This is a genomic window from Ancylobacter koreensis, assembly GCF_023016525.1.
GTDB classification, from domain to species: domain Bacteria; phylum Pseudomonadota; class Alphaproteobacteria; order Rhizobiales; family Xanthobacteraceae; genus Ancylobacter; species Ancylobacter koreensis.
Map to the genome: position 1 here is coordinate 293,178 of NZ_JALKCG010000003.1, position 17,546 is coordinate 310,723.

The window sequence follows — 17,546 nt, forward strand, 5'->3', positions numbered from 1 at the left end:
ATGGCTCCTCGCCTTGCCTCGGCTGCCGAGCCGCCGGTCCCGGCCGCGCCGGAGCCGGGGCGCGATTGCCCCTTGTGTCCGCGCCTCGTCGCCTTTCGCGAGCACTGGCGGGCCGAGGAGCCGAGCTGGCACAATGCGCCGGTGCCCTCCTTCGGTCCGGTGGACGGGCGGCTGCTGATCGTCGGGCTGGCGCCGGGCCTGCGCGGCGCCAATCGCACCGGGCGGCCCTTCACCGGCGATTATGCCGGCGAGCTGCTCTATTCGACGCTGATCCGGTTCGGCTTCGCCACGGGCGTGTTCGAGGCGCGGCCGGACGATTCGCTGCGCCTCGTCGATGCCCGCCTCACCAATGCCGTGCGCTGCGTCCCGCCGGAGAACAAGCCGACGACCGAGGAGATGCGCAATTGCCGGCCGTTCCTCGCCGCCACCATCGGCCTGCTTCCGGGGCTCAGCGCCATCGTCGCGCTGGGCAAGATCGCCCATGATCAGGTGCTCGCGGCGCATGGCGAGCGGCTGTCGCGGCACAAATTCGCCCATGGCGCGGTGCATCGCCTCGGCGATGTGGTGCTCTTCGACAGCTACCACTGCTCCCGCTACAACACGAATACCGGTGTGTTGACGACGGAGATGTTCCACGCCGTCTTCGCCAAGGTGCGCGCCCATATCGACGCGCTGGCCTGAGGCGGCCCACTAGGGGGCGACCGGCGCCCACAGCACGTCCTCGATCCGGCGCGCGCCGGCCGCCAGCATCACCAGCCGGTCGAAGCCGAGCGCGATGCCGGACGCTTCGGGCATCGTGGCGAGCGCGGCGAGGAAATCCTCGTCGATCGGGTAGCGTTCGCCGTAGAGACGTGCCTTCTCGTCCATCCACGTCACGAAACGCCGGCGCTGTTCGGTAGCGTCCGTCAGCTCGCCGAAGCCGTTGGCGAGCTCGACCGCGCAGACATAGAGCTCGAAGCGCTCGGCGACGCGGGGGTCCTCCGGCTTGGGGCGGGCAAGCGCCGCCTCGGAGATCGGGTATTCGCACAGGATCGTCGCCCGGCCAATGCCGAGCTTCGGCTCGATCTTTTCCACCATCACCCGGGTGAACACGTCCGCCCATGTATCGTCCAGCGCCACGCGGATGCCGGCGGCATGGGCGTCCTGCCAGAGCCGCTCGCGGTCGTTCTCCTCAACGCCCACGCTCGCCATCAGGTCGATGCCGGCATTGCGCAGGAACGCCTCGGCCACGGTGAGCCGCTCGGGCGTCACGCCGACATCGCAGACATGTCCGCCATACTGGAATTCGCGCGCGCCGACGGTCTCGGCCGTCACCGCCAGCAGCGCCGTACAGTCGCGCATCAGCGCTTCGTAGCCTTCGCCGGCGCGATACCATTCCAGCATGGTGAATTCGGGATGATGCAGCGCCGTGCGCTCGCCGTTGCGGAACACCCGCGCCAGCGTGAACAGCCGGGTCTCGCCAGCCGCCAGCAGCTTCTTGGCCGTGAATTCCGGCGAGGTGTGGAGATAGCGCGGCGTCCGCGTGCCGTCGGGCCGCTCCAATTCGGTTGCGAAGGCGCGCAGGTGCACCTCGTTGCCGGGCGAGACCTGCAGGATCGGCGTCTCCACCTCCATGAAGCCGCGCGCGCCGAAGAAGGCACGCAGCGCCGCCTGCACGCGCTGGCGCGCCAGCAGGAAGGGCCGCCTGTCGGCATGCATGGATGGCGACCACCACGGCGAGGCTTCAGCGGACATGAGGAGACTCCCGTGTGGTGGCGCCGCCGGGGTTGGCGGATAGCGGGCGCGCTTGTATAGGAGGCGCCCAATGGAATCCCAGCGGTGCCTCCGCGCGACGCGGCGCACCCAACAGCCAGAGGACCGCAATGGTCAAGGTCATCGCCAGCACCCTGCGCAAGGGCAACGTGGTCGACATCGACGGCAAGCTCTATGTCGTCCTGACCGCCGACAACATCCACCCCGGCAAGGGCACCCCGGTGACCCAGCTCGACATGCGCCGCATCTCCGATGGCGTGAAGATTTCCGAGCGCTACCGCACCACCGAGCAGGTCGAGCGCGCCCATGTCGAGGACCGGCCCTTCACCTTCCTGTATTCGGACGGCGAGGGCTATCACTTCATGAACCCCGAAAACTACGACCAGGTCGCGGTGCATCCGGACGTGATCGGCGACCAGGCCGCCTATCTCCAGGAGAGCATGCAGGTCATGCTCAAGATGCACGAGGGCAACGGCATCGCCATCGAACTGCCGCAGCGCGTCGTGCTGGAAGTCACCGACACCGAGCCGGTGACGAAGGGGCAGACCGCCTCCTCCTCCTACAAGCCCGCCATCCTGTCGAACGGCGTGCGCTCGGCGGTCCCCCCGCATATCGGCGTCGGCACCCGCATCGTGGTCATGACCGCCGACGGCTCCTATGTCGAGCGCGCCAAGGACTGAGCGTCGCTGACAGCCAGAATCAAAAAGCCCGGCCAAGTGCCGGGTTTTTCTTTTGTAATGTTCTTTACGTCGTCATCCCCGGGCTTGGCCCGGGGATCCACGATTTTCGCCCGCGTTGCTTGATCAGGACGTGGATGGCCGGGCCAAGCCCGGCCATGACGATCCGGATAAGCTGACGTTTCGCCAGTCAGCGGGACGCGCCACGGGTCAGCCCCGGTCGCGCATCAGACGCTGGCGGTCGCGGGCCCAGTCCTTCTCCTTCTGCGCTTCGCGCTTGTCATGCGCCTTGCGGCCGCGGGCGATGGCGATCTCGACCTTGGCGCGACCCTGCTCGTTGAAGAAGATGCGCAGCGGCACCACCGTCATGCCTTCGCGCTCCACCGCCTGCCAGATCTTGGCGATCTCGCGCTTGTGCAGCAGCAGTTTGCGCGGGCGGCGCGGCTCGTGATTGAAGCGGTTGGCCTGCAGATATTCCGGGATGAAGGTGTTGTAGATGATGGCCTCGCCCGTCTTGGCGGAGACATAGCTCTCCGCCACCGTGGCCTTGCCGCCGCGCAGGCTCTTCACCTCGGTGCCGGACAGGGCGATGCCGGCCTCGAACACCTCGCCGATGTCGTAGTCGAACCGCGCCCGGCGATTGTCGGCGACGACCTTGCGCGCCTGTGTCTTCTTCTCGGCCATCGTTCTCGCTCCGCAACGGAGCGTGCGCCCCGCGCCTTCTTCAGTTGATCAGCCCGGCGTGACGCATGGCGTCGCGGACGATCTCCTTCGTCTTTTCGCTCACCGGCACCATCGGCAGGCGCGCCTCGTCGGCGATCTTGCCGAGCAGGCTCAACGCATATTTGGTGGGGCTCGGGTTGGTTTCAACGAACAGCGCCTGGAACAGCGGGAACAGCCGGTCCTGCACCTCCAGCGCCTTGGCGTAGTCGCCGGCGATGCAGGCGTCGATGAGCTGCGCGCAGAGCTTGGGCGCCACGTTGGAGGCGACCGAGATGCAGCCGTCGCCGCCATGCGCCATGAAGGCGAGTGCGGTGGCGTCCTCGCCGGAGAGCTGGTTGAACTCCGGGCCGACGACCTGGCGCTGCTGGCTCACGCGCGCCAGATTGGCGGTCGCGTCCTTCACGCCGACGATGTTCGGCAGCTCGAACAGACGCGCCATGGTCTCCACCGACATGTCGATCACCGACCGGCCGGGGATGTTGTAGATGTAGATCGGGATGCCGACGGCGTCGTTGATGGCCTTGTAGTGCTGGTAGAGCCCTTCCTGGCCGGGCTTGTTGTAGTAGGGCGTCACCACCAGCACGGCGTCGGCGCCGGCGCTTTCCGCGTGGCGCGCGAGGTCGATCGCCTCGATGGTGTTGTTCGAGCCCGCCCCGGCAATCACCGGCACGCGGCCGCGTGCCTGCTGCACCGTCCATTCGACGACGGCCTTGTGCTCGTCATGCGAGACGGTCGGGCTCTCCCCCGTGGTGCCGACCGGAACGAGGCCGTGGATGCCTTCCTCGATCTGCCAGTCGACGAGATCGCGGAATGCTTTCTCGTCAAGCGCGCCGTCGCGGAACGGCGTCACGAGCGCCGTAAAGGATCCACGGAAGGGCAGCGAGTGAGGCATGGCGCGCTCCTGAGGTCTTTCTCGTCATCGTCGCGTCCCCGCCGGGGCAGGGTGCACGTGGCCTTATTGTCGGGGCGCATGAGATATCGCGTCGGGGCGGCCGAAGGAAGCGCATTGTTGGGCAGCGGCTTGGCAAAGCCCGGCCGGTGCGGCAAGGTGCGGCACCCTGCCCCGGTTTCGCCGGGTTGGTCGCCTATCTCCGGCGGGTGCGCCCGGCCCGGAGCCGCGATCGGGCTCCGCCAGCATGCCGGTGCGGGGGACGTGGTTAGCAATTCGTCAATAAGATCGAGAGACAACTGGCGGTGCGCGGCGTGTTCTGGCCGTGCCGGTAGCGTCCGTTGACGGGAGTGCGAAAGCCCATGAGCGAGTCGGTGAACGAGGGTCGGACCGGTCACGCCAGCCACGGCATCGCCCGGAACCGGAGCCGCCGCAGGCTGCTGCCGCTCGCCGCGCTGTTCCTCGGCTCGGCGGCGCTGCTGCCGAGCGGCGTCCACGCCACCACGCCCGCGCCCAAGCCGCCGCCGAAGCCCGCCTCCAAGTCGGCCGCCGCGCCGAAGCCGCCTGCCAAGCCGGCCAGCAAGAGCGCCGCGAAGGAAAAAGCCACCAAGCCTTCCGCGAGCGCTGCCGCCAAGCCCGCCGCAGCGGCCGCGGGTGCTGCCGTGGCCACCCTGCCCGCCCCGGTGCTTTCCGGCGCCATGGGCGATCTTCAGCAGGCGGTAAAGCTGGTCGAGACTGGCAACAGCGCGCAGGCGCTCGCCATGGCCGACACGATGCGCGATCCGGGCTCGCAGGCGCTGGTGCGCTGGCTTGCCCTGCGCGTCACCGCCCGCGACGTGGGCTACGACCGCGCCGTGGCGATCCTGCGCGCCCATCCCACCCTGCCGACCCCGACCGTGCTGCGCCGCCGCCTCGAATTCCTGCTCTATGCCGAGAACCGGGACGCGCGCACCATTCTCGATTTCTTCGCCGAGCAGGCCCCGCTGTCTGGCGAAGGCAAGATCGCCCTCGCCCGCGCCCTGTTCGCCGCCGGCGACCAGAAGGCCGGCGCGGCCTGGCTGCGCAATGCCTGGCAGGAAGACCCGCTCTCCTCCGAGGCGGAATCGACCGTCATGGTCGAGTTCGGCGGCCTGCTGACCCGCACCGACCACAAATACCGCGCCGACAAGCTGCTCTACGCCGAGGACGCCGAGCGCGGCCTCCGGGCGGCCCAGAGGGCGGGCGACGATGTGGCCGCCCTCGCCCGTGCCCGCATCGCCCTGTCGTCCGGCAAGGGCGATGTCGGCAAGCTGCTGGCGGCGGTCCCGATGTCGATGAAGTCGGACCCCGCCTATCTCTACACGCTGGCCAAGATGCAGCGCCGCAACGGCGATCACGCGGAGGCGGCCGCCACCCTCGCCCGCGCGCCCAGGGATGCCGGATTGCTGGTGGATGCGGACGAGTGGTGGGTGGAGCGCCGTCTGGTGGCGCGCGGCCTGCTCGACAAGGGCGACGCCCGCACCGCCTTCAAGGTTGCGAGCGCGGCGGCGACCCCGGACGACGAGCACATGCGTGCCGAGCAGCAGTTCACCTCCGGCTGGATTGCGCTGCGCTTTCTGAACGACCCGAAGACCGCGCTCGCCTATTTCCAGAAGATTCCGGACAACCAGACACATCCGGCAACGGTCTCGCGCGGCTATTACTGGCAGGGCCGCGCCTGGGAGGCGCTCGGTTCCACGGCCAATGCGCGCGGCCAGTACGAGGCCGCCTCCCGATACGGCACCGCCTATTACGGTCAGCTCGCCAGTGCCCGGCTCGGCAACGACCGGGTGAAGATCAAGCCGGCGCCGGCTGCCAATGCCAACCAGCGCGCCGCCTTCTCCCGTGACGAAGGGGTGATGATCTTCAAGCTGCTGGAGCGGCTGGACAAGTCGACGCTTTCCATCGCTCTGGCCTATGACCTCGCCGAGCGTCTGCCCGACACCGCCCAGCTCGGGCTGCTTGCCGAGCTCGCCAAGTCGCAGGGCGACGCCCGCGCCATGACCACCATCGGCAAGGTCGCGCTCAACCGGGGCCTGCCGCTGGAGGCCGAAGCCTACCCGACCATCGGCATCCCCAACTACCGCCCGATCACCGACGATGTGGACCGCGCCCTCGTCTACGCCATCGCCCGGCAGGAGAGCATGTTCAACCCCTCCGCCGTCTCGCGCGCCGGGGCCACGGGGCTGATGCAGGTGATGCCCGCCACCGGCCGCACCATCGCCAAGCGCACCGGCGTGACGCTCGATCCCAGGCGCCTGTCGGAGCCGGCGACCAATGTGCAGTATGGCGCCGCCGAGCTGCGCAGCCTGCTCGACAACTACCAGAACAACTACGTGCTGACCTTCGCCGGCTACAATGCCGGCCGGGGCAATGTCGCCAAGTGGATCGCGCAATATGGCGATCCGCGCGATCCCTCCGTCGATCCCATCGACTGGGTGGAGCGCATCCCCTTCTCCGAGACCCGTAACTATGTGCAACGGGTGATGGAGAATGCGCAGGTCTACAAGTCGCGCTTCGGCTCGCGCGACACGCTGCAGATCGAGGCGGATCTGCGCGGCGCCAGGCTCTGACGCGACGTCTCATCTGACGCGCCGTCGTCGTCAGGCACGGTCAGCCTCGGCCGTGCATCATGCGCCGCAGCCAGCAGCCGCCGATGCAGCCGGCGAGATAGGCGACGCTCAGCAATATGGCGACGTCGATGGCGAAGGGTGTCACGGGGCCGTCTCCTCCGCGCTTTGCACGACAGGCTTGCTCCGGCGCGGCGCGCAGCCGCTCAGCCAGCCGGTGAGGAGGCCGATGCCGAGAGCGGCGAGCAGATAGGGCCATAATTCAAGGGCCAGGAACCACATCGCCGTCACCTCACGATAATCTGGATGCCGGCGCCGCCCGTGCTGCCGTCGGCCGGGCCCTGCGCCGCGACGGCGGCAGGCGAGCCGGTGACGAGGCGGTCGGGTGCGATGCCGGCGGCGGCGAGATAGGCGACCAGCGCCTGCGCCCGCGCCACGGAAAGCGCATCGCCTTGAGGCTGGCCCACGCGGATCTGTATCGGCGCATCCGGGCAACTCGCGGCGATGGCCGCCACGTGGTCGAGCAGTCCGTAGCTCGCCGGATCGATGGCGGCGCCTTCCTCCGCGAAGATGACGCTGCCCTTGGCGAGGAGATCGTCGATGGCCTTCTGGCAGGTCGCGCGGTCGAGCGGGGGACGGGGGGCGGCGACATCGAGCTCGACATCGAGCGCGATGCCTTCCGGCAGCACGGAGCCGAGCGTGGTGCGGATCGAGCCGATGGCGGCGGGATAGAGCGCCGTGCCCGTCAGCTTCAGCTTACCGTCGTCGAAGCGCGCCTCGCCGGCATCGAGCCGGGAGAGCTGGCGCATCGCCGCCATCGCGGCTGCGGTGAAGCCTTGCGGCGCCCCCTGCGCGACAGCGGAGACATCGTTGACCGGCGCGCCGAGAAACTGTGCCTTCGCGGCGGCGATGAGGCGCTCATGCTCGGAGGGCGAGGGAAAGAAGCCTGAGATGGTCAGCCCGTCCACATCCTTGCGCAGGCTGAACACATAGGGCGAGACGATGGGGGGTCGGACATCCGCACGCAGGGTGAAACCCTTGGGCGGCGCCTTGTCGATGGCGGCCAGCACCGTCGTGAAGGCCGCCGAATCCTGCGCTTCGCCCGAGATCGACAGCGTGGTGCCGTTGCCGCGCACCGCGCCGGTCAGCAGGCGCGCAAGCTGCTCGACACCGAAATTCGTCGCCGTCACCCAGCCCTCCGCAGGCGGGCCGCCGGAGGCGATGCGCATCTCGTCGCTTGCCGGCACGCCCGGGAAACTGCCGCGCACGGCATCCACGATCAGGCGCTTGGCCTCCTCGGAGGGGGCGAAACCTGTGAGCCTCAGGCCGCCGGCGCTGCGCTGAACGGCCCAGACGAATGGACTGGCGACCGGCGGCTCGACCGCGAAGCGGGTGAGCGTGTAGCCCTCCGGCACGGTGCGCCGGGCACCGGCCAGCGAATCATAGGCGGCGAAATCCGGCGCCGCTCCCTCGATGGAAATGGTGGTCCCCGAAAGGGCGACCTTGCCGTTCGGCAGCCGGCCGAGCTGGTTCAGCGCGAAGGACACGGCCTTGAGCCAGCCATCGGTCGGCGGCGCCCCGTCGGCAAGCCGGAGGCGGTCGGAGATCGCCGCGCCCGGAACCGCCGAGCGCACCATGTCCAGCAGAGCCCGACGCGCATCGCCGAGCGGGATGTAGCCGGAGAGCGTCACGCCGTCCGGCTCGCGGGTCGCCGACCACACGAAGGGGGAAACCGCCGGCGGCAGAACGGCAAAGCGGGCGAGCTTGAAGTCGCCCGGCAGCTCGCTGCGTACCGTGACTTCCAGCGCGTCATAGGTCGCGAAGTCCGGCGCCCGCCCCTCGATGGAGAAGGAATCGTCGGAAATCGTGATGCGCCCGGCCGGCATCTTGGCGAGCTGCTGGATGCCGAAGGCGACGACGCCGATGAAATCGCCCGCCGGCACGCCGCGGGCCCGCACCAGCTCCTTCTCGCCCGTCACCACGACTCCGGGGGCCATCTCCTGCGCCGCATTGGCGATGCGCCTGCGGGCATAGGCGGAGGGAACATAGCCTTCCAGATGCAGCTTGCTGCCGTCGCGTATCGCCGAGAAGGTGAAGGGCCGGCGCTCGGGCAGCAGGGTGGTGCGGTCATCCACCAGATGGACGCCGAAGAGCTGGCCGAGCTCGCCGCGCACCTTGACGCGCGCGTCTTCGGACAGCGCCTCGCCTTCCAGCACGGCCGTGCGGCCCTCGAAGCGGGCATGCGCCCACGATTCGCCGATGTCCGACAGCAGCGTCTCGGCGCGCGTGCTCAGGTCCTGCTCCACCGGGCCGCGCGCGAACACCACAGCGAGGCCGACAAGCGCCGCAAGGGCCGGCAGGCCTTTCCACCAGGCGCGCCAACGACACATCAATCCCGTCTCCCGTCCGGAGGCCGGATTCGACCGGCCACGAGGCGGCGCGACTTCACCATAGATCGTCGGCATCAGGAAGCCGAACGTTCCTGCGCGGGGCCGATCAGGCCCATTCTCCCTTGCGCATGACCGGCTCGGCCTCGCCCGACTGCGTGATGCCGTCGACGTCGACCTCGCCTGAGCCGATCATCCAGTCGATGTGGATAAGGCTCGAATTGGCGCCGCGCGCCGCCAGTTCCTCTGGCGTCAGCGAGCCGCCATTGATGAAGCATTTGGAATAGGACTGGCCGAGCGCGATGTGGCTGGCGGCGTTCTCATCATAGAGCGTGTTGTAGAAGAGAAGCCCGCTCTTCGAGATCGGCGAGGAATGCGGCACCAGCGCCACTTCGCCGAGCCGGCGGGAACCCTCGTCGGTCTCAAGCACCTTGTTCAGCACGTCCGCGCCCGTGCGGGCGGTCGCCTCGACGATACGCCCGCCCTCGAAACGCACCGCGATGTCCTGGATCAGCGTGCCCTGGTAGGAGAGCGGCTTGGTGCTGGCGACATGGCCGTGCACGCGATCCTTGTGCGGCGTGGTAAACACCTCCTCGGTCGGGATGTTGGCGTTGCACAGAATGCCGTTCTTGGCGGTGGAAGCGCCGCCGGCCCATTCGTGCTCGTCCGCCAGCCCGACAGTGAGGTCGGTGCCCGGGCCCCGGAAGCGAAGCGCGGAATAGCGCTTGGCGTTGAGCCGGGCGGTGCGGGCGTGAAGCTCGTCATTATGGGCATTCCACGCGGCGACGGGGTCGGGCGTGTCGACCCGCGAGGCCGCGAAGATGGCGTGCCAGAGCTTGGCGACCGCGATGTCTTCCGGGTCGTCCGGGAACATCGCCCTCGCCCAGGCGGGCGAGGCATAGGACACGATGGTCCAGTTGATGTCAAAGCCGGCGATCAGCGACAGGGCAGGCATATAGGCCTTGGAGCGGGCACGGTTGGCGCGCGAGACCTTCTCCGGGTCCTCATTCGCCAGCAGCGAGGGGTTCTCCCCCGAAATGGCGAGCCGGGCGGCACCCGACTTGAAAGCGTTCGCCATGCCCTCGTAGAGCCAGCCGCTCGCCGCATCGAAGCTGTCGTCCGGCGCGTGGCGGAAGCGCGCCAGCGTCGCCTCCTCGTCACTGAACAGCGTGGTCACAAGGCTGGCACCGGCCCTGTAGGCGTGCTCGGTGATGCGGCGGACCAACGGCAGCGCGTCGATCGAGGCCGTCATCACCAGTTCCTGACCGGGCCGCAGGCCGAGCCCGACATGCACGGCGACCTGACCCAGCCGGTCCAGCCTTTCCTCGTGGGAGAGCGTGTCGCCGGGAATGCCGGTGTGCTTGGTCATGTCGGGTCTCCGTATGCGTGGGCTGTCCTGGCGGCGGCGGGGAAGGCTGGCGTCGCCGAAGCACCCCCATTCAAGAGACCCCCGGCCCCGCCCGTCAAGCGCACCCCCGGCTCGGCAGCACGTTGGCAAACGAAAAGGGCGGGCCCATGGCCCGCCCTTCAGGAAGTTTTGCTTCACACTCAACCAGCAACGCGTCAGCGGCTGCGCTGGTTGGCGCGCTCCTGATTGATGATCGCCTGATCGCCCGGCTGGTACCACGGGTCGGCATAGGTCGGCTGATAGCCATAGGACGGACCCATCGGGCGGACGGTGCGGACATAGCCGTTCGAATAGACCACCGGACCATCGGGCGCGACATAGACGTTGCGACCCTCATAGACGCTCGAGCCGTAGCCGGGACCGTAGTAAGCGCCACGATACTGCGGGTCGGCATGGGCCATGCCGCCGGCGGCGCCGAGAATACCAAGAGTGGCGGTGGCCAGGATGAGCTTGCGCATGTTGAAGTCTCCATCTCGCAGTCTGAAGAACAACCAGCGGAACGCGCCGGTTTGACTGCGGATAGAACGGTGCGGGGCTGCTTTTGTTCCGTTCACGCCCGCGTGTGCCTTGCGCCGGGCCGCTACCAGCCGACAATGCGGTTGACAATGGCGCCCGCCCCGAGCGCGGCGAGGAGGCTCAGCAGGAAGGCCAGCGTGACAAGGAAGCGCGTCAGGCGCTTGAGCTCGCGGTTACGGACCGGAAAGGCGAGCGCCTCGACCGCGCCGGCGATGGCTTCCTGCGGCGTCGAGCCGACGTCGCGCCCGTCCGGCACGATCATCAGGTTCTCCGGCTTGCCCCAGTCCTCGACCAGAAGCCCGTCGGCGTCCCTGCCCTCCGCCACCGGCGGCACCCGGGCTGCCAGCGGGCGGGTATCCTCGCTCCACAGGAACACCGGCTTGCCGCGCGCCTCGGCATAGCCGATCTCGAAGGCCGTGCCGGGGTCCATATGCGCGCCGCGGAACGGGGTGATGTTGGCGATCAGCGCATCGGCGGCGTCGATCATGTCGATGCAGGCCTGCCTTATGTCGACGCCCTCTACATGCAGCGGGAAAAGCCCCTCGACCCCGGCCTCCTCGCACAATGCACGCAGCCGCGCGCCCTCGGCGGCGGCGTCACGGCGAAACACTTCCGGTCCGGCGAGGTAAAGTCGAAGGCGTCGGGGCATGGTCGACTCAAAGGCCGCGGGGCTCGCCCCGAGCCTTAGAGCCTTTCCGCCGCGCTGTCCCCGCCCGGCCGCATCGTGCCGGGCGGGGACAGCGCCGCATGCCGGTAGAGCGCCTCCTTATGGCCTGCGGCGAGGCCCGCCCCGTGCGGGATAGTCGACCAGCGCATCGCGACGGAGAATGATGGGCGCACGGCGGTTGCATGCCGGCCCGCCGGAAGCTAGACGTCCAGCATGAAGAAGATCGACACTTTCCAGGACCGCCAGAAGACCGCCGCTGCCGCGAGGGAGCGCCTGGTCGCCAAGCTTGCCACCCGGCCCGCCGCCGACGACCCGGCCGTGATCGCCCGCGCCGCCGAGCGCAAGGCCATCGACGAAGCACGCACGGCCCGCCACGAGCAGCGCCGGCAAACCGCGATCGAGGAGGCCGCCGCACGAGAGGCCGCCGCCATCGAGCGGGCCGCCGCCGCCGAAGCCGACGCGAAGGCCAAGCGCGATGCGCGCTACGCGGCGCGCAAGGCGCGGACGGGCGAAAAGGGTTAGGGCATCGCCATGAGCCGTCCGCCGACCCGCCGGTTTTCCGGCTCGGCCCGCGACGCCGCCGAAGCGGCGTTCAAGAGCGCGACGACCAAGCCTGCGATCGCGGAGGCGCCGGCCAAGGCGCCCGCCCTCCCCAGCGCACGGGAAATGGTGAGCCTGCGCCTCGACCGCGACGTGCTCGATCATTTCCAGGAAGGCGGCCCCGGCTGGCAGGACCGCATCAACGCCGCTCTGCGCAAGGCGGCCGGGCTGTAGCCGCTGCGCGGCGGCGCGCCCTCAATAGAAGGGCGGGCCCCACGGGCCGAAATCGAACGAGGCCTGCTCGTTCATCATCGCCGTCATCTCCTGCTCCTTCACCAGCTTCTGCTGGTAGACCATCTGCTGGTAGGCGGAGAAGGCGTCCTGGTTGCCGACATAGAGGCACCCGCAGACGGCCGGATCGGCATAGATGAACACCGGTTGACCGTTCTGGTTCTTCACGGTGAATTCGTTCGCGGGCAGGCTCTTGAGCGAGGCGATGCGCTGGGGCGTGTCGGCCAGGCGCGTCTTGAAGCCGGCGGCGGAGAGCATGTTGCCCTTGTCCGGCGGCGGGTTGGACGTGGTGGCGCAGGCGGCGGCGGCGAGGCTGACAAAGGCCAGCGCGGCAAAGATCGACGGCTTCAATGCCGGTACTCCTAAAACACGGGCAAGGATCGGCCCGGACGGTAGCAGGCGGTCGCGCAGAGTCGAGTCCGTCCGCGTCGCCCGGGCGCGGAGCTTCCGCCGGGGACTTTGCGGCCGAGTTTCCGTTCCACTATTGCCCCTGCATGCCTTTCTATGCCATTGCTCGGCGCGCCGATGCAGCCTTGGCGATGCGGGGAATCGCGCATTATCAAGGCTTTCGGGGTGTCGGGGCATAGCGCAGCCCGGTAGCGCGGAAGTTTTGGGTACTTCAGGTCGCAGGTTCGAATCCTGCTGCCCCGACCAACCGGATGTGCGAGGCTGACCGGCGCGAGGGCCAGGGAGCGAAGAAATGGTGGCACGCATCTACAAGCCGACCCGCAACGCCATGCAGTCGGGCACGGGGAAGACCAAGCTCTGGGTGCTCGACTACGAGCCCGAGCAGCCGCGCCAGGTCGAGCCGCTGATGGGCTATACCAGCTCCGGCGACATGAACAGCCAGCTTCGCCTGCGCTTCGACAGCAAGGAAGAGGCGGTCGCCTATGCCGAGCGCCACGGCATCGCCTATCAGGTGCAGGAGCCCAAGGAGCCCGCGCGCCGCAAGATCGCCTATGCCGACAATTTCAGCTTCCGCCGTATCGGCCAGTGGACCCACTGAGTGGGCCCTGCCGGTGCCGGAGCTGCCGACCGACGGCCGCGTAGCTCAGCTGGATAGAGCAGCCGCCTTCTAAGCGGCAGGTCGCTGGTTCGAGCCCAGCCGCGGTCGCCAACTCGGCACTCCCGCCGGATTCTATGCCCTCTCGCGAGGGGGCACCTCAACCACCCTTGCCTAGCCGCCCTTGAACAGCCGGTGCTCGACGCGGTCGCCGACGGCGATGCCACGGGCCTTCACGGTGCCGGCCGGCAGTTCGAGCACCGCCTTGACCGGCACGCCGGACGAGATGGTCGCCGTCGACAGCGGCACGGTGTCCGTGGCGATGCTGGCCACGCGCCCGTCGGCGCGGATGAACAGCATGTCGAGCGGGATATAGGTGTTCTTCATCCACATGTAGACCGGCTGCTCGACGCCGAAGTCGAACAGCATGCCGGCGTCCGGCGCCAGTTCGGTGCGGTACATCAGCCCCTTGGAGCGTTCGGCCGGCGTCGCCGCCAGTTCGGCCTGCACCTCGACCGCGCCGGAGCGCGTGAAAATAGCGAGCTTCTCGAAAGTCGCGGCCCGGGCGGGCACGCCGGCGCCAATCAGCGCGAGGGCGAGAAGCCCGGCAATGGCGGCAAAAGCCCGCGCGCCCGGACGGATCGCATGGAAAAGGCTATTCATGCTGAACGGGCGCCCGCAGGCACCCTCCCTGGTGAGATGACGCGCTTCCCGGACGGTCCGGCCTAGTGCGAGGAGGGCGTTTCCGCACCGTCCGGCCGCACCTCGGCGGCCATAAGGCCCTTGGGCCCCGGCCCGAAGCGCACCAGCACCATCTGTCCGGGCCGCAATTCCGTCAAGCCGTGCCGGCGCAGCGTCTCCATGTGGACGAAGATGTCCTCGGTGCCCTCGCCCCGCGACAGGAAGCCGAAGCCGCGCAGGCGGTTGAACCATTTCACCCAGGCACGCTCGAAGCCGCCGACCGGCTGCACCGTCACATGGGTGCGGGCCTGCGGAAGCTGGGAGTGATGCAGCGCGGTCGAGGCATCCATGGAGATGACGCGCAGCGCCTGATAGCCGCGCTCTCGCGCCACGGCCTCGCACACCACGCGGGCGCCTTCCTGTGCGGTGCTGAAGCCGCCCCGGCGCAGACAGGTGACGTGCAGCAGCACGTCGCGTCCGCCATCGTCCGGCACGACGAAGCCGTAACCCTTGGAGACATCGAACCACTTGATGGTTCCGGCGATCTGGACGATGTCGCCGTCCGCGTCGGCGTCCCGGTCCAGCCCGTCGCGCGCGACCTGACCCGGCCGTGGCAGAGAACCGTCGGATACCATCGGCTGCCTACCTCCAGGAACACTGTGACCCATGTGGAAAGGCCGGGCCGGTTTGATTCTGATTTTGAAGCATAGCACTCGCGGGCGTCACGAAAACACCCAAATTGATTCGGTGCCGCGATCGGCCGTCTTCGCCCGGCGTCCGTCAGCCGCCCGTGGCCGCCTCCAGCACGTCGCCTATGTCGGCATGGATGACCAGTTCCGCGAGTTCGTCCAGTTCGGTCGGCTCGCGGTTGATGATGACCAGGCGCGCCCCGTTGCGGCGCGCCTGCACCGGAAAGCCGGCCGCCGGCCAGACCACGAGCGAGGAGCCGATGGCGAGAAAGACGTCGCAGGCGGCGGTGAGTTCCCCTGCCCGCGCCATCGGCGCCGCCGGCATGGGCTGGCCGAAGGAGATCGTCGCCGATTTCACCGGCCCGCCGCAGTCCCGGCAGTCGGGCGCCTCGCCACTCGCCTCGAAACGGGCGCGGACCCAGTCGAGCTCGTGGCGTTCGCCGCAGTCGAGGCAGGTCGCGTAAGTGGTGTTGCCATGCAGTTCGACGACATCGGCTGCCGCCACGCCGGACGCCTGGTGGAGGCCGTCTATGTTCTGCGTGACGATGCCGGCGAGCCGCCCCTCCCTCATCAGCCGGGCGAGCGCGCGATGGCCGCGCCCCGGCCGCGCGGCACCGAACGCCTCCTCCATAGCGAAGCGCCGCCGCCAGGCTTCCGCGCGCATGTCACGCCGTGCCAGAAAAGTCTGGAAGTCGATCGGCCGGTTGCGGGTCCACAGCCCGCCCGGCGAGCGGAAATCGGGAATGCCGCATTCGGTGGAAATGCCCGCGCCAGTGAAGGCCACGCCGCGCCGCATGCCCGCCAGAAGGGCGCGCAGCGCGTCGGTCGCCGCCTTGATGTCGTCGCCCATCGTCATATCTTGCGCGCACCCGCCCGCGGCCCCGCCGCCAAAGAGAGAACCCCGATGAAGTACCTTCACACCATGGTGCGCGTCACCGACATCGACGCCTCGCTCGACTTCTACTGCAACAAGCTGGGTCTGGTGGAGGTTCGCCGCAAGGACGTTCCTCAGGGCCGCTTCACGCTCATCTTCCTCGCCGCGCCGGGTCAGGAAGGGGTCGCCGAGGTTGAGCTGACCCACAACTGGGACCCGGAAGCCTATGGCGAAGGCCGCAATTTCGGCCACCTCGCCTATGAGGTCGACGATATCTATGAAGCCTGCCGCAAGCTGCAGGAAGGCGGCGTCACCATCAACCGCCCGCCGCGCGACGGGCGCATGGCCTTCGTCCGCTCGCCCGACAACATCTCCATCGAGCTGCTGCAGAAGGGCGAGGCCCTGCCGCCGCAGGAGCCATGGGCCTCGGCGCCGAACATCGGCAAGTGGTAAAAAAGACCCGAGGGTCTGCGCCTGCATGTAGCCGGCGCGGACCCTTGTGGACTGAGTGGCGCCGCCGAAGCGGATCATCCTCGCCCGCGCCGGGGCGCGGCGATCCCCTGTTCATCCCCAGGGCGAGCGAACACCTGTCGCCCTTGGCGATGGTGGCCGTAAGAGGCCGGCCGGCGAAATCGTCGCGCTGGTCTGAGCACGTACCCTGCCCCTTCATCGCGAGTGCGACGCCTGTGGACGACGTGTTCCCCACCGTCTTGTGCGCCGCCTCGCGCGCCCCTATAAGGGCCCCGCCTGCGCGCCCTTCGTCTATCGGTTAGGACGCCACCCTTTCACGGTGGAGAGAGGGGTTCGACTCCCCTAGGGCGCGCCACTTCCGTACAAAACCGCGAACACCCGGCTGGGTGGCTCGTTCGGCGAGTACGGCTCTCTCCAGTACCGTCCTTGATCCGTGGATGCGCACGACGTGCTGGTCGACCTCGACCGCGTCGATGAGCGACCGCAGATAGGCTTTTCGGAACGGCACCTCGCCTTCGGTGATGTTTGAGCGCATGAGCTGCCCGAAGCGGGCGAGCTTGTCCTGATCAAGCCGGCTTGCGGCAGCACCCTGATTCTCGATCCGCTCCAGCGCTGAATGCGCCCGATCCCGATCTGCCTTGAGCTTCGCAATCTGCTCCTTGAGCATGTCGTCCGGCTCCGTGATGCCGTCGGCGACAAGCAGGTACAGCCGCCGCAGCTTGTCTTCCGCCGTCGTTCTTTCGCGCGAGAGTTCATCGATCCGCGCCTGGACCTCGGCATCGGCCTTCACTCGCCGGTCAACGACGGACTGTAGCAGCGCCTCCAACCGCTCGGGCATCAGGACGCGTTCAGCGACATGGCGTGTTACCAGATGGTCGAGCTTCTCCATCGGCACCGTTCGCCCTTTGCAGGCGGACTTGCCGACCCGGCCGGAGGTCGAGCAGCTGTAATAGCGATAGACCCTGCCGCTCTTCGAAGTGCCGGTGCGCAGCGTCATGGCGCTGCCGCAACTGGCGCAGTAGGCAAGCCCGGTCAGAAGGATCGGACCTGAGATGACCCGTGGCGGGCTGTTGTGCGGGCTCTTCGCCCTGAGAGCCTTCTGCACTTTGTCGAAGGTGCGGCGCTCCAAGATGGCAGGCACAGAGATCGGGATGACTTCGTGCTGCGGCTTCACCTGCCCCGTCTTCGAGCTTCGCTTATTGAAGCTCCATTCCCCGACATAAACGGGATTGGTCAGGATGCCGTGGATGGTGCCGACGCCATAGCGGGCTCCAAGACGGGTGCGGTAGCCCTTCGCATTGAGGTGCTTGGTAATCTCCTTGATGCCCATGGGGCCCGATGTGCCGTCTCCCCGCAGGTAGAGATCGAACATCAGCCGCACCAGCTCGGC

The 17,546-nt window shown here is 68.4% G+C and carries 19 protein-coding genes, 3 tRNA genes and 1 pseudogene; 10 read left to right on the forward strand and 13 right to left on the reverse strand.

What is annotated here, in order from left to right; all coding sequences use genetic code 11:
* Nucleotides 1-681, forward strand: a complete 681-nt coding sequence (locus tag MWN33_RS11370; protein WP_247200682.1) for a uracil-DNA glycosylase — start codon at nt 1-3, stop codon at nt 679-681.
* Between the two features lie 9 nt (nt 682-690).
* Here MWN33_RS11370 and epmA read toward each other — a convergent pair whose 3' ends face one another.
* Nucleotides 691-1,734 (reverse strand): EF-P lysine aminoacylase EpmA, encoded by a 1,044-nt coding sequence (epmA, locus tag MWN33_RS11375; protein ID WP_247200689.1) that lies wholly within the window; start codon nt 1,732-1,734, stop codon nt 691-693.
* Between the two features lie 128 nt (nt 1,735-1,862).
* Here epmA and efp point away from each other — a divergent pair, with 128 nt between their 5' ends.
* A complete protein-coding gene (gene efp / locus MWN33_RS11380) occupies nt 1,863-2,432 on the forward strand; it encodes an elongation factor P (protein ID WP_247200692.1) in 570 nt (189 codons plus the stop codon).
* A gap of 207 nt (nt 2,433-2,639) precedes the next feature.
* Here efp and smpB read toward each other — a convergent pair whose 3' ends face one another.
* Both smpB and dapA read right to left on the reverse strand, forming a co-directional pair.
* Nucleotides 2,640-3,113 carry an SsrA-binding protein SmpB gene (gene smpB / locus MWN33_RS11385; RefSeq protein WP_247200694.1) on the reverse strand — a complete coding sequence of 158 codons (474 nt, stop codon included), beginning with the start codon at nt 3,111-3,113 and terminating at the stop codon, nt 2,640-2,642.
* 40 nt (nt 3,114-3,153) lie between these two features.
* Nucleotides 3,154-4,044 carry a 4-hydroxy-tetrahydrodipicolinate synthase gene (gene dapA / locus MWN33_RS11390; protein ID WP_247200696.1) on the reverse strand — a complete coding sequence of 297 codons (891 nt, stop codon included), beginning with the start codon at nt 4,042-4,044 and terminating at the stop codon, nt 3,154-3,156.
* 359 nt (nt 4,045-4,403) lie between these two features.
* Here dapA and MWN33_RS11395 point away from each other — a divergent pair, with 359 nt between their 5' ends.
* Nucleotides 4,404-6,632 (forward strand): lytic transglycosylase domain-containing protein, encoded by a 2,229-nt coding sequence (locus tag MWN33_RS11395; protein WP_247200698.1) that lies wholly within the window; start codon nt 4,404-4,406, stop codon nt 6,630-6,632.
* Nucleotides 6,633-6,773: 141 nt separating this feature from the next.
* Here MWN33_RS11395 and MWN33_RS11400 read toward each other — a convergent pair whose 3' ends face one another.
* From MWN33_RS11400 to MWN33_RS11420, 5 genes are all read right to left on the reverse strand, one after another.
* Nucleotides 6,774-6,911 carry a hypothetical protein gene (locus MWN33_RS11400; protein ID WP_247200699.1) on the reverse strand — a complete coding sequence of 46 codons (138 nt, stop codon included), beginning with the start codon at nt 6,909-6,911 and terminating at the stop codon, nt 6,774-6,776.
* Nucleotides 6,912-6,916: 5 nt separating this feature from the next.
* Nucleotides 6,917-9,019 (reverse strand): OmpA family protein, encoded by a 2,103-nt coding sequence (locus tag MWN33_RS11405; protein ID WP_247200702.1) that lies wholly within the window; start codon nt 9,017-9,019, stop codon nt 6,917-6,919.
* Between the two features lie 106 nt (nt 9,020-9,125).
* Nucleotides 9,126-10,385, reverse strand: a complete 1,260-nt coding sequence (locus tag MWN33_RS11410; protein WP_247200704.1) for an aminopeptidase — start codon at nt 10,383-10,385, stop codon at nt 9,126-9,128.
* Between the two features lie 194 nt (nt 10,386-10,579).
* On the reverse strand, nt 10,580-10,882 hold the full coding sequence (locus tag MWN33_RS11415) for a hypothetical protein (protein WP_247200711.1): 303 nt from the start codon (nt 10,880-10,882) through the stop codon (nt 10,580-10,582).
* A 122-nt stretch (nt 10,883-11,004) separates the two neighbouring features.
* On the reverse strand, nt 11,005-11,589 hold the full coding sequence (locus tag MWN33_RS11420; RefSeq protein WP_247200720.1) for a nucleoside 2-deoxyribosyltransferase: 585 nt from the start codon (nt 11,587-11,589) through the stop codon (nt 11,005-11,007).
* A gap of 231 nt (nt 11,590-11,820) precedes the next feature.
* Between MWN33_RS11420 and MWN33_RS11425 the strand changes: the two genes are divergently transcribed.
* Both MWN33_RS11425 and MWN33_RS11430 read left to right on the forward strand, forming a co-directional pair.
* The gene (locus tag MWN33_RS11425) at nt 11,821-12,129 is read left to right on the forward strand and encodes a DUF6481 family protein (RefSeq protein WP_247200723.1); all 309 of its coding nucleotides are present in this window, start codon (nt 11,821-11,823) and stop codon (nt 12,127-12,129) included.
* A 9-nt stretch (nt 12,130-12,138) separates the two neighbouring features.
* Nucleotides 12,139-12,381 (forward strand): BrnA antitoxin family protein, encoded by a 243-nt coding sequence (locus tag MWN33_RS11430; RefSeq protein ID WP_247200727.1) that lies wholly within the window; start codon nt 12,139-12,141, stop codon nt 12,379-12,381.
* A 21-nt stretch (nt 12,382-12,402) separates the two neighbouring features.
* On the opposite strand, the gene MWN33_RS11435 is transcribed toward MWN33_RS11430, so the two are convergent.
* Nucleotides 12,403-12,789 carry a hypothetical protein gene (locus MWN33_RS11435; protein WP_247200729.1) on the reverse strand — a complete coding sequence of 129 codons (387 nt, stop codon included), beginning with the start codon at nt 12,787-12,789 and terminating at the stop codon, nt 12,403-12,405.
* A 226-nt stretch (nt 12,790-13,015) separates the two neighbouring features.
* Between MWN33_RS11435 and MWN33_RS11440 the strand changes: the two genes are divergently transcribed.
* The 3 genes from MWN33_RS11440 to MWN33_RS11450 all read left to right on the forward strand — a co-directional run bounded on the left by MWN33_RS11440 (nt 13,016) and on the right by MWN33_RS11450 (nt 13,555).
* Nucleotides 13,016-13,092: transfer RNA gene (locus MWN33_RS11440), tRNA-Pro, on the forward strand.
* A 46-nt stretch (nt 13,093-13,138) separates the two neighbouring features.
* Nucleotides 13,139-13,444, forward strand: coding sequence for an ETC complex I subunit (locus tag MWN33_RS11445; RefSeq protein WP_247200731.1), 306 nt, complete (start codon nt 13,139-13,141; stop codon nt 13,442-13,444).
* Between the two features lie 34 nt (nt 13,445-13,478).
* Nucleotides 13,479-13,555: transfer RNA gene (locus MWN33_RS11450), tRNA-Arg, on the forward strand.
* 60 nt (nt 13,556-13,615) lie between these two features.
* Here the strand turns inward: MWN33_RS11450 and MWN33_RS11455 are convergent.
* From MWN33_RS11455 to MWN33_RS11465, 3 genes are all read right to left on the reverse strand, one after another.
* The gene (locus MWN33_RS11455) at nt 13,616-14,104 is read right to left on the reverse strand and encodes a DUF192 domain-containing protein (RefSeq protein WP_247200740.1); all 489 of its coding nucleotides are present in this window, start codon (nt 14,102-14,104) and stop codon (nt 13,616-13,618) included.
* Nucleotides 14,105-14,166: 62 nt separating this feature from the next.
* Nucleotides 14,167-14,757, reverse strand: a complete 591-nt coding sequence (locus tag MWN33_RS11460) for a cold-shock protein (protein ID WP_247200742.1) — start codon at nt 14,755-14,757, stop codon at nt 14,167-14,169.
* Between the two features lie 145 nt (nt 14,758-14,902).
* On the reverse strand, nt 14,903-15,667 hold the full coding sequence (locus MWN33_RS11465) for an SIR2 family NAD-dependent protein deacylase (protein ID WP_247200743.1): 765 nt from the start codon (nt 15,665-15,667) through the stop codon (nt 14,903-14,905).
* Nucleotides 15,668-15,715: 48 nt separating this feature from the next.
* On the opposite strand from MWN33_RS11465, the gene MWN33_RS11470 reads away from it, so the two are divergent.
* Both MWN33_RS11470 and MWN33_RS11475 read left to right on the forward strand, forming a co-directional pair.
* Entirely contained in the window at nt 15,716-16,138 is a 423-nt protein-coding gene (locus MWN33_RS11470; RefSeq protein WP_247200744.1) for a VOC family protein, read from the forward strand.
* 298 nt (nt 16,139-16,436) lie between these two features.
* A tRNA-Glu gene (locus tag MWN33_RS11475) sits at nt 16,437-16,511 on the forward strand.
* Between the two features lie 510 nt (nt 16,512-17,021).
* Here the strand turns inward: MWN33_RS11475 and MWN33_RS11480 are convergent.
* Nucleotides 17,022-17,537, reverse strand: a pseudogene (locus MWN33_RS11480) (recombinase family protein); the annotation flags it as partial.
* Nucleotides 17,538-17,546: the final 9 nt, after the last annotated feature.

What these genes read in the sequence shown, in the direction of transcription:
- MWN33_RS11395 (WP_247200698.1), top strand. Translation starts at nt 4,404, where the DNA reads ATGAGCGAGTCGGTGAACGAGGGTCGGACCGGTCACGCCAGCCACGGC.
- MWN33_RS11430 (WP_247200727.1), top strand. Translation starts at nt 12,139, where the DNA reads ATGAGCCGTCCGCCGACCCGCCGGTTTTCCGGCTCGGCCCGCGACGCC.
- MWN33_RS11405 (WP_247200702.1), bottom strand. Translation starts at nt 9,019, where the DNA reads ATGTGTCGTTGGCGCGCCTGGTGGAAAGGCCTGCCGGCCCTTGCGGCG.
- MWN33_RS11400 (WP_247200699.1), bottom strand. Translation starts at nt 6,911, where the DNA reads ATGTGGTTCCTGGCCCTTGAATTATGGCCCTATCTGCTCGCCGCTCTC.
- MWN33_RS11370 (WP_247200682.1), top strand. Translation starts at nt 1, where the DNA reads ATGGCTCCTCGCCTTGCCTCGGCTGCCGAGCCGCCGGTCCCGGCCGCG.
- efp (WP_247200692.1), top strand. Translation starts at nt 1,863, where the DNA reads ATGGTCAAGGTCATCGCCAGCACCCTGCGCAAGGGCAACGTGGTCGAC.
- MWN33_RS11455 (WP_247200740.1), bottom strand. Translation starts at nt 14,104, where the DNA reads ATGAATAGCCTTTTCCATGCGATCCGTCCGGGCGCGCGGGCTTTTGCC.
- dapA (WP_247200696.1), bottom strand. Translation starts at nt 4,044, where the DNA reads ATGCCTCACTCGCTGCCCTTCCGTGGATCCTTTACGGCGCTCGTGACG.
- MWN33_RS11445 (WP_247200731.1), top strand. Translation starts at nt 13,139, where the DNA reads ATGGTGGCACGCATCTACAAGCCGACCCGCAACGCCATGCAGTCGGGC.
- MWN33_RS11470 (WP_247200744.1), top strand. Translation starts at nt 15,716, where the DNA reads ATGAAGTACCTTCACACCATGGTGCGCGTCACCGACATCGACGCCTCG.
- MWN33_RS11460 (WP_247200742.1), bottom strand. Translation starts at nt 14,757, where the DNA reads ATGGTATCCGACGGTTCTCTGCCACGGCCGGGTCAGGTCGCGCGCGAC.
- MWN33_RS11415 (WP_247200711.1), bottom strand. Translation starts at nt 10,882, where the DNA reads ATGCGCAAGCTCATCCTGGCCACCGCCACTCTTGGTATTCTCGGCGCC.
- MWN33_RS11465 (WP_247200743.1), bottom strand. Translation starts at nt 15,667, where the DNA reads ATGACGATGGGCGACGACATCAAGGCGGCGACCGACGCGCTGCGCGCC.
- MWN33_RS11420 (WP_247200720.1), bottom strand. Translation starts at nt 11,589, where the DNA reads ATGCCCCGACGCCTTCGACTTTACCTCGCCGGACCGGAAGTGTTTCGC.
- smpB (WP_247200694.1), bottom strand. Translation starts at nt 3,113, where the DNA reads ATGGCCGAGAAGAAGACACAGGCGCGCAAGGTCGTCGCCGACAATCGC.
- MWN33_RS11425 (WP_247200723.1), top strand. Translation starts at nt 11,821, where the DNA reads ATGAAGAAGATCGACACTTTCCAGGACCGCCAGAAGACCGCCGCTGCC.
- epmA (WP_247200689.1), bottom strand. Translation starts at nt 1,734, where the DNA reads ATGTCCGCTGAAGCCTCGCCGTGGTGGTCGCCATCCATGCATGCCGAC.
- MWN33_RS11410 (WP_247200704.1), bottom strand. Translation starts at nt 10,385, where the DNA reads ATGACCAAGCACACCGGCATTCCCGGCGACACGCTCTCCCACGAGGAA.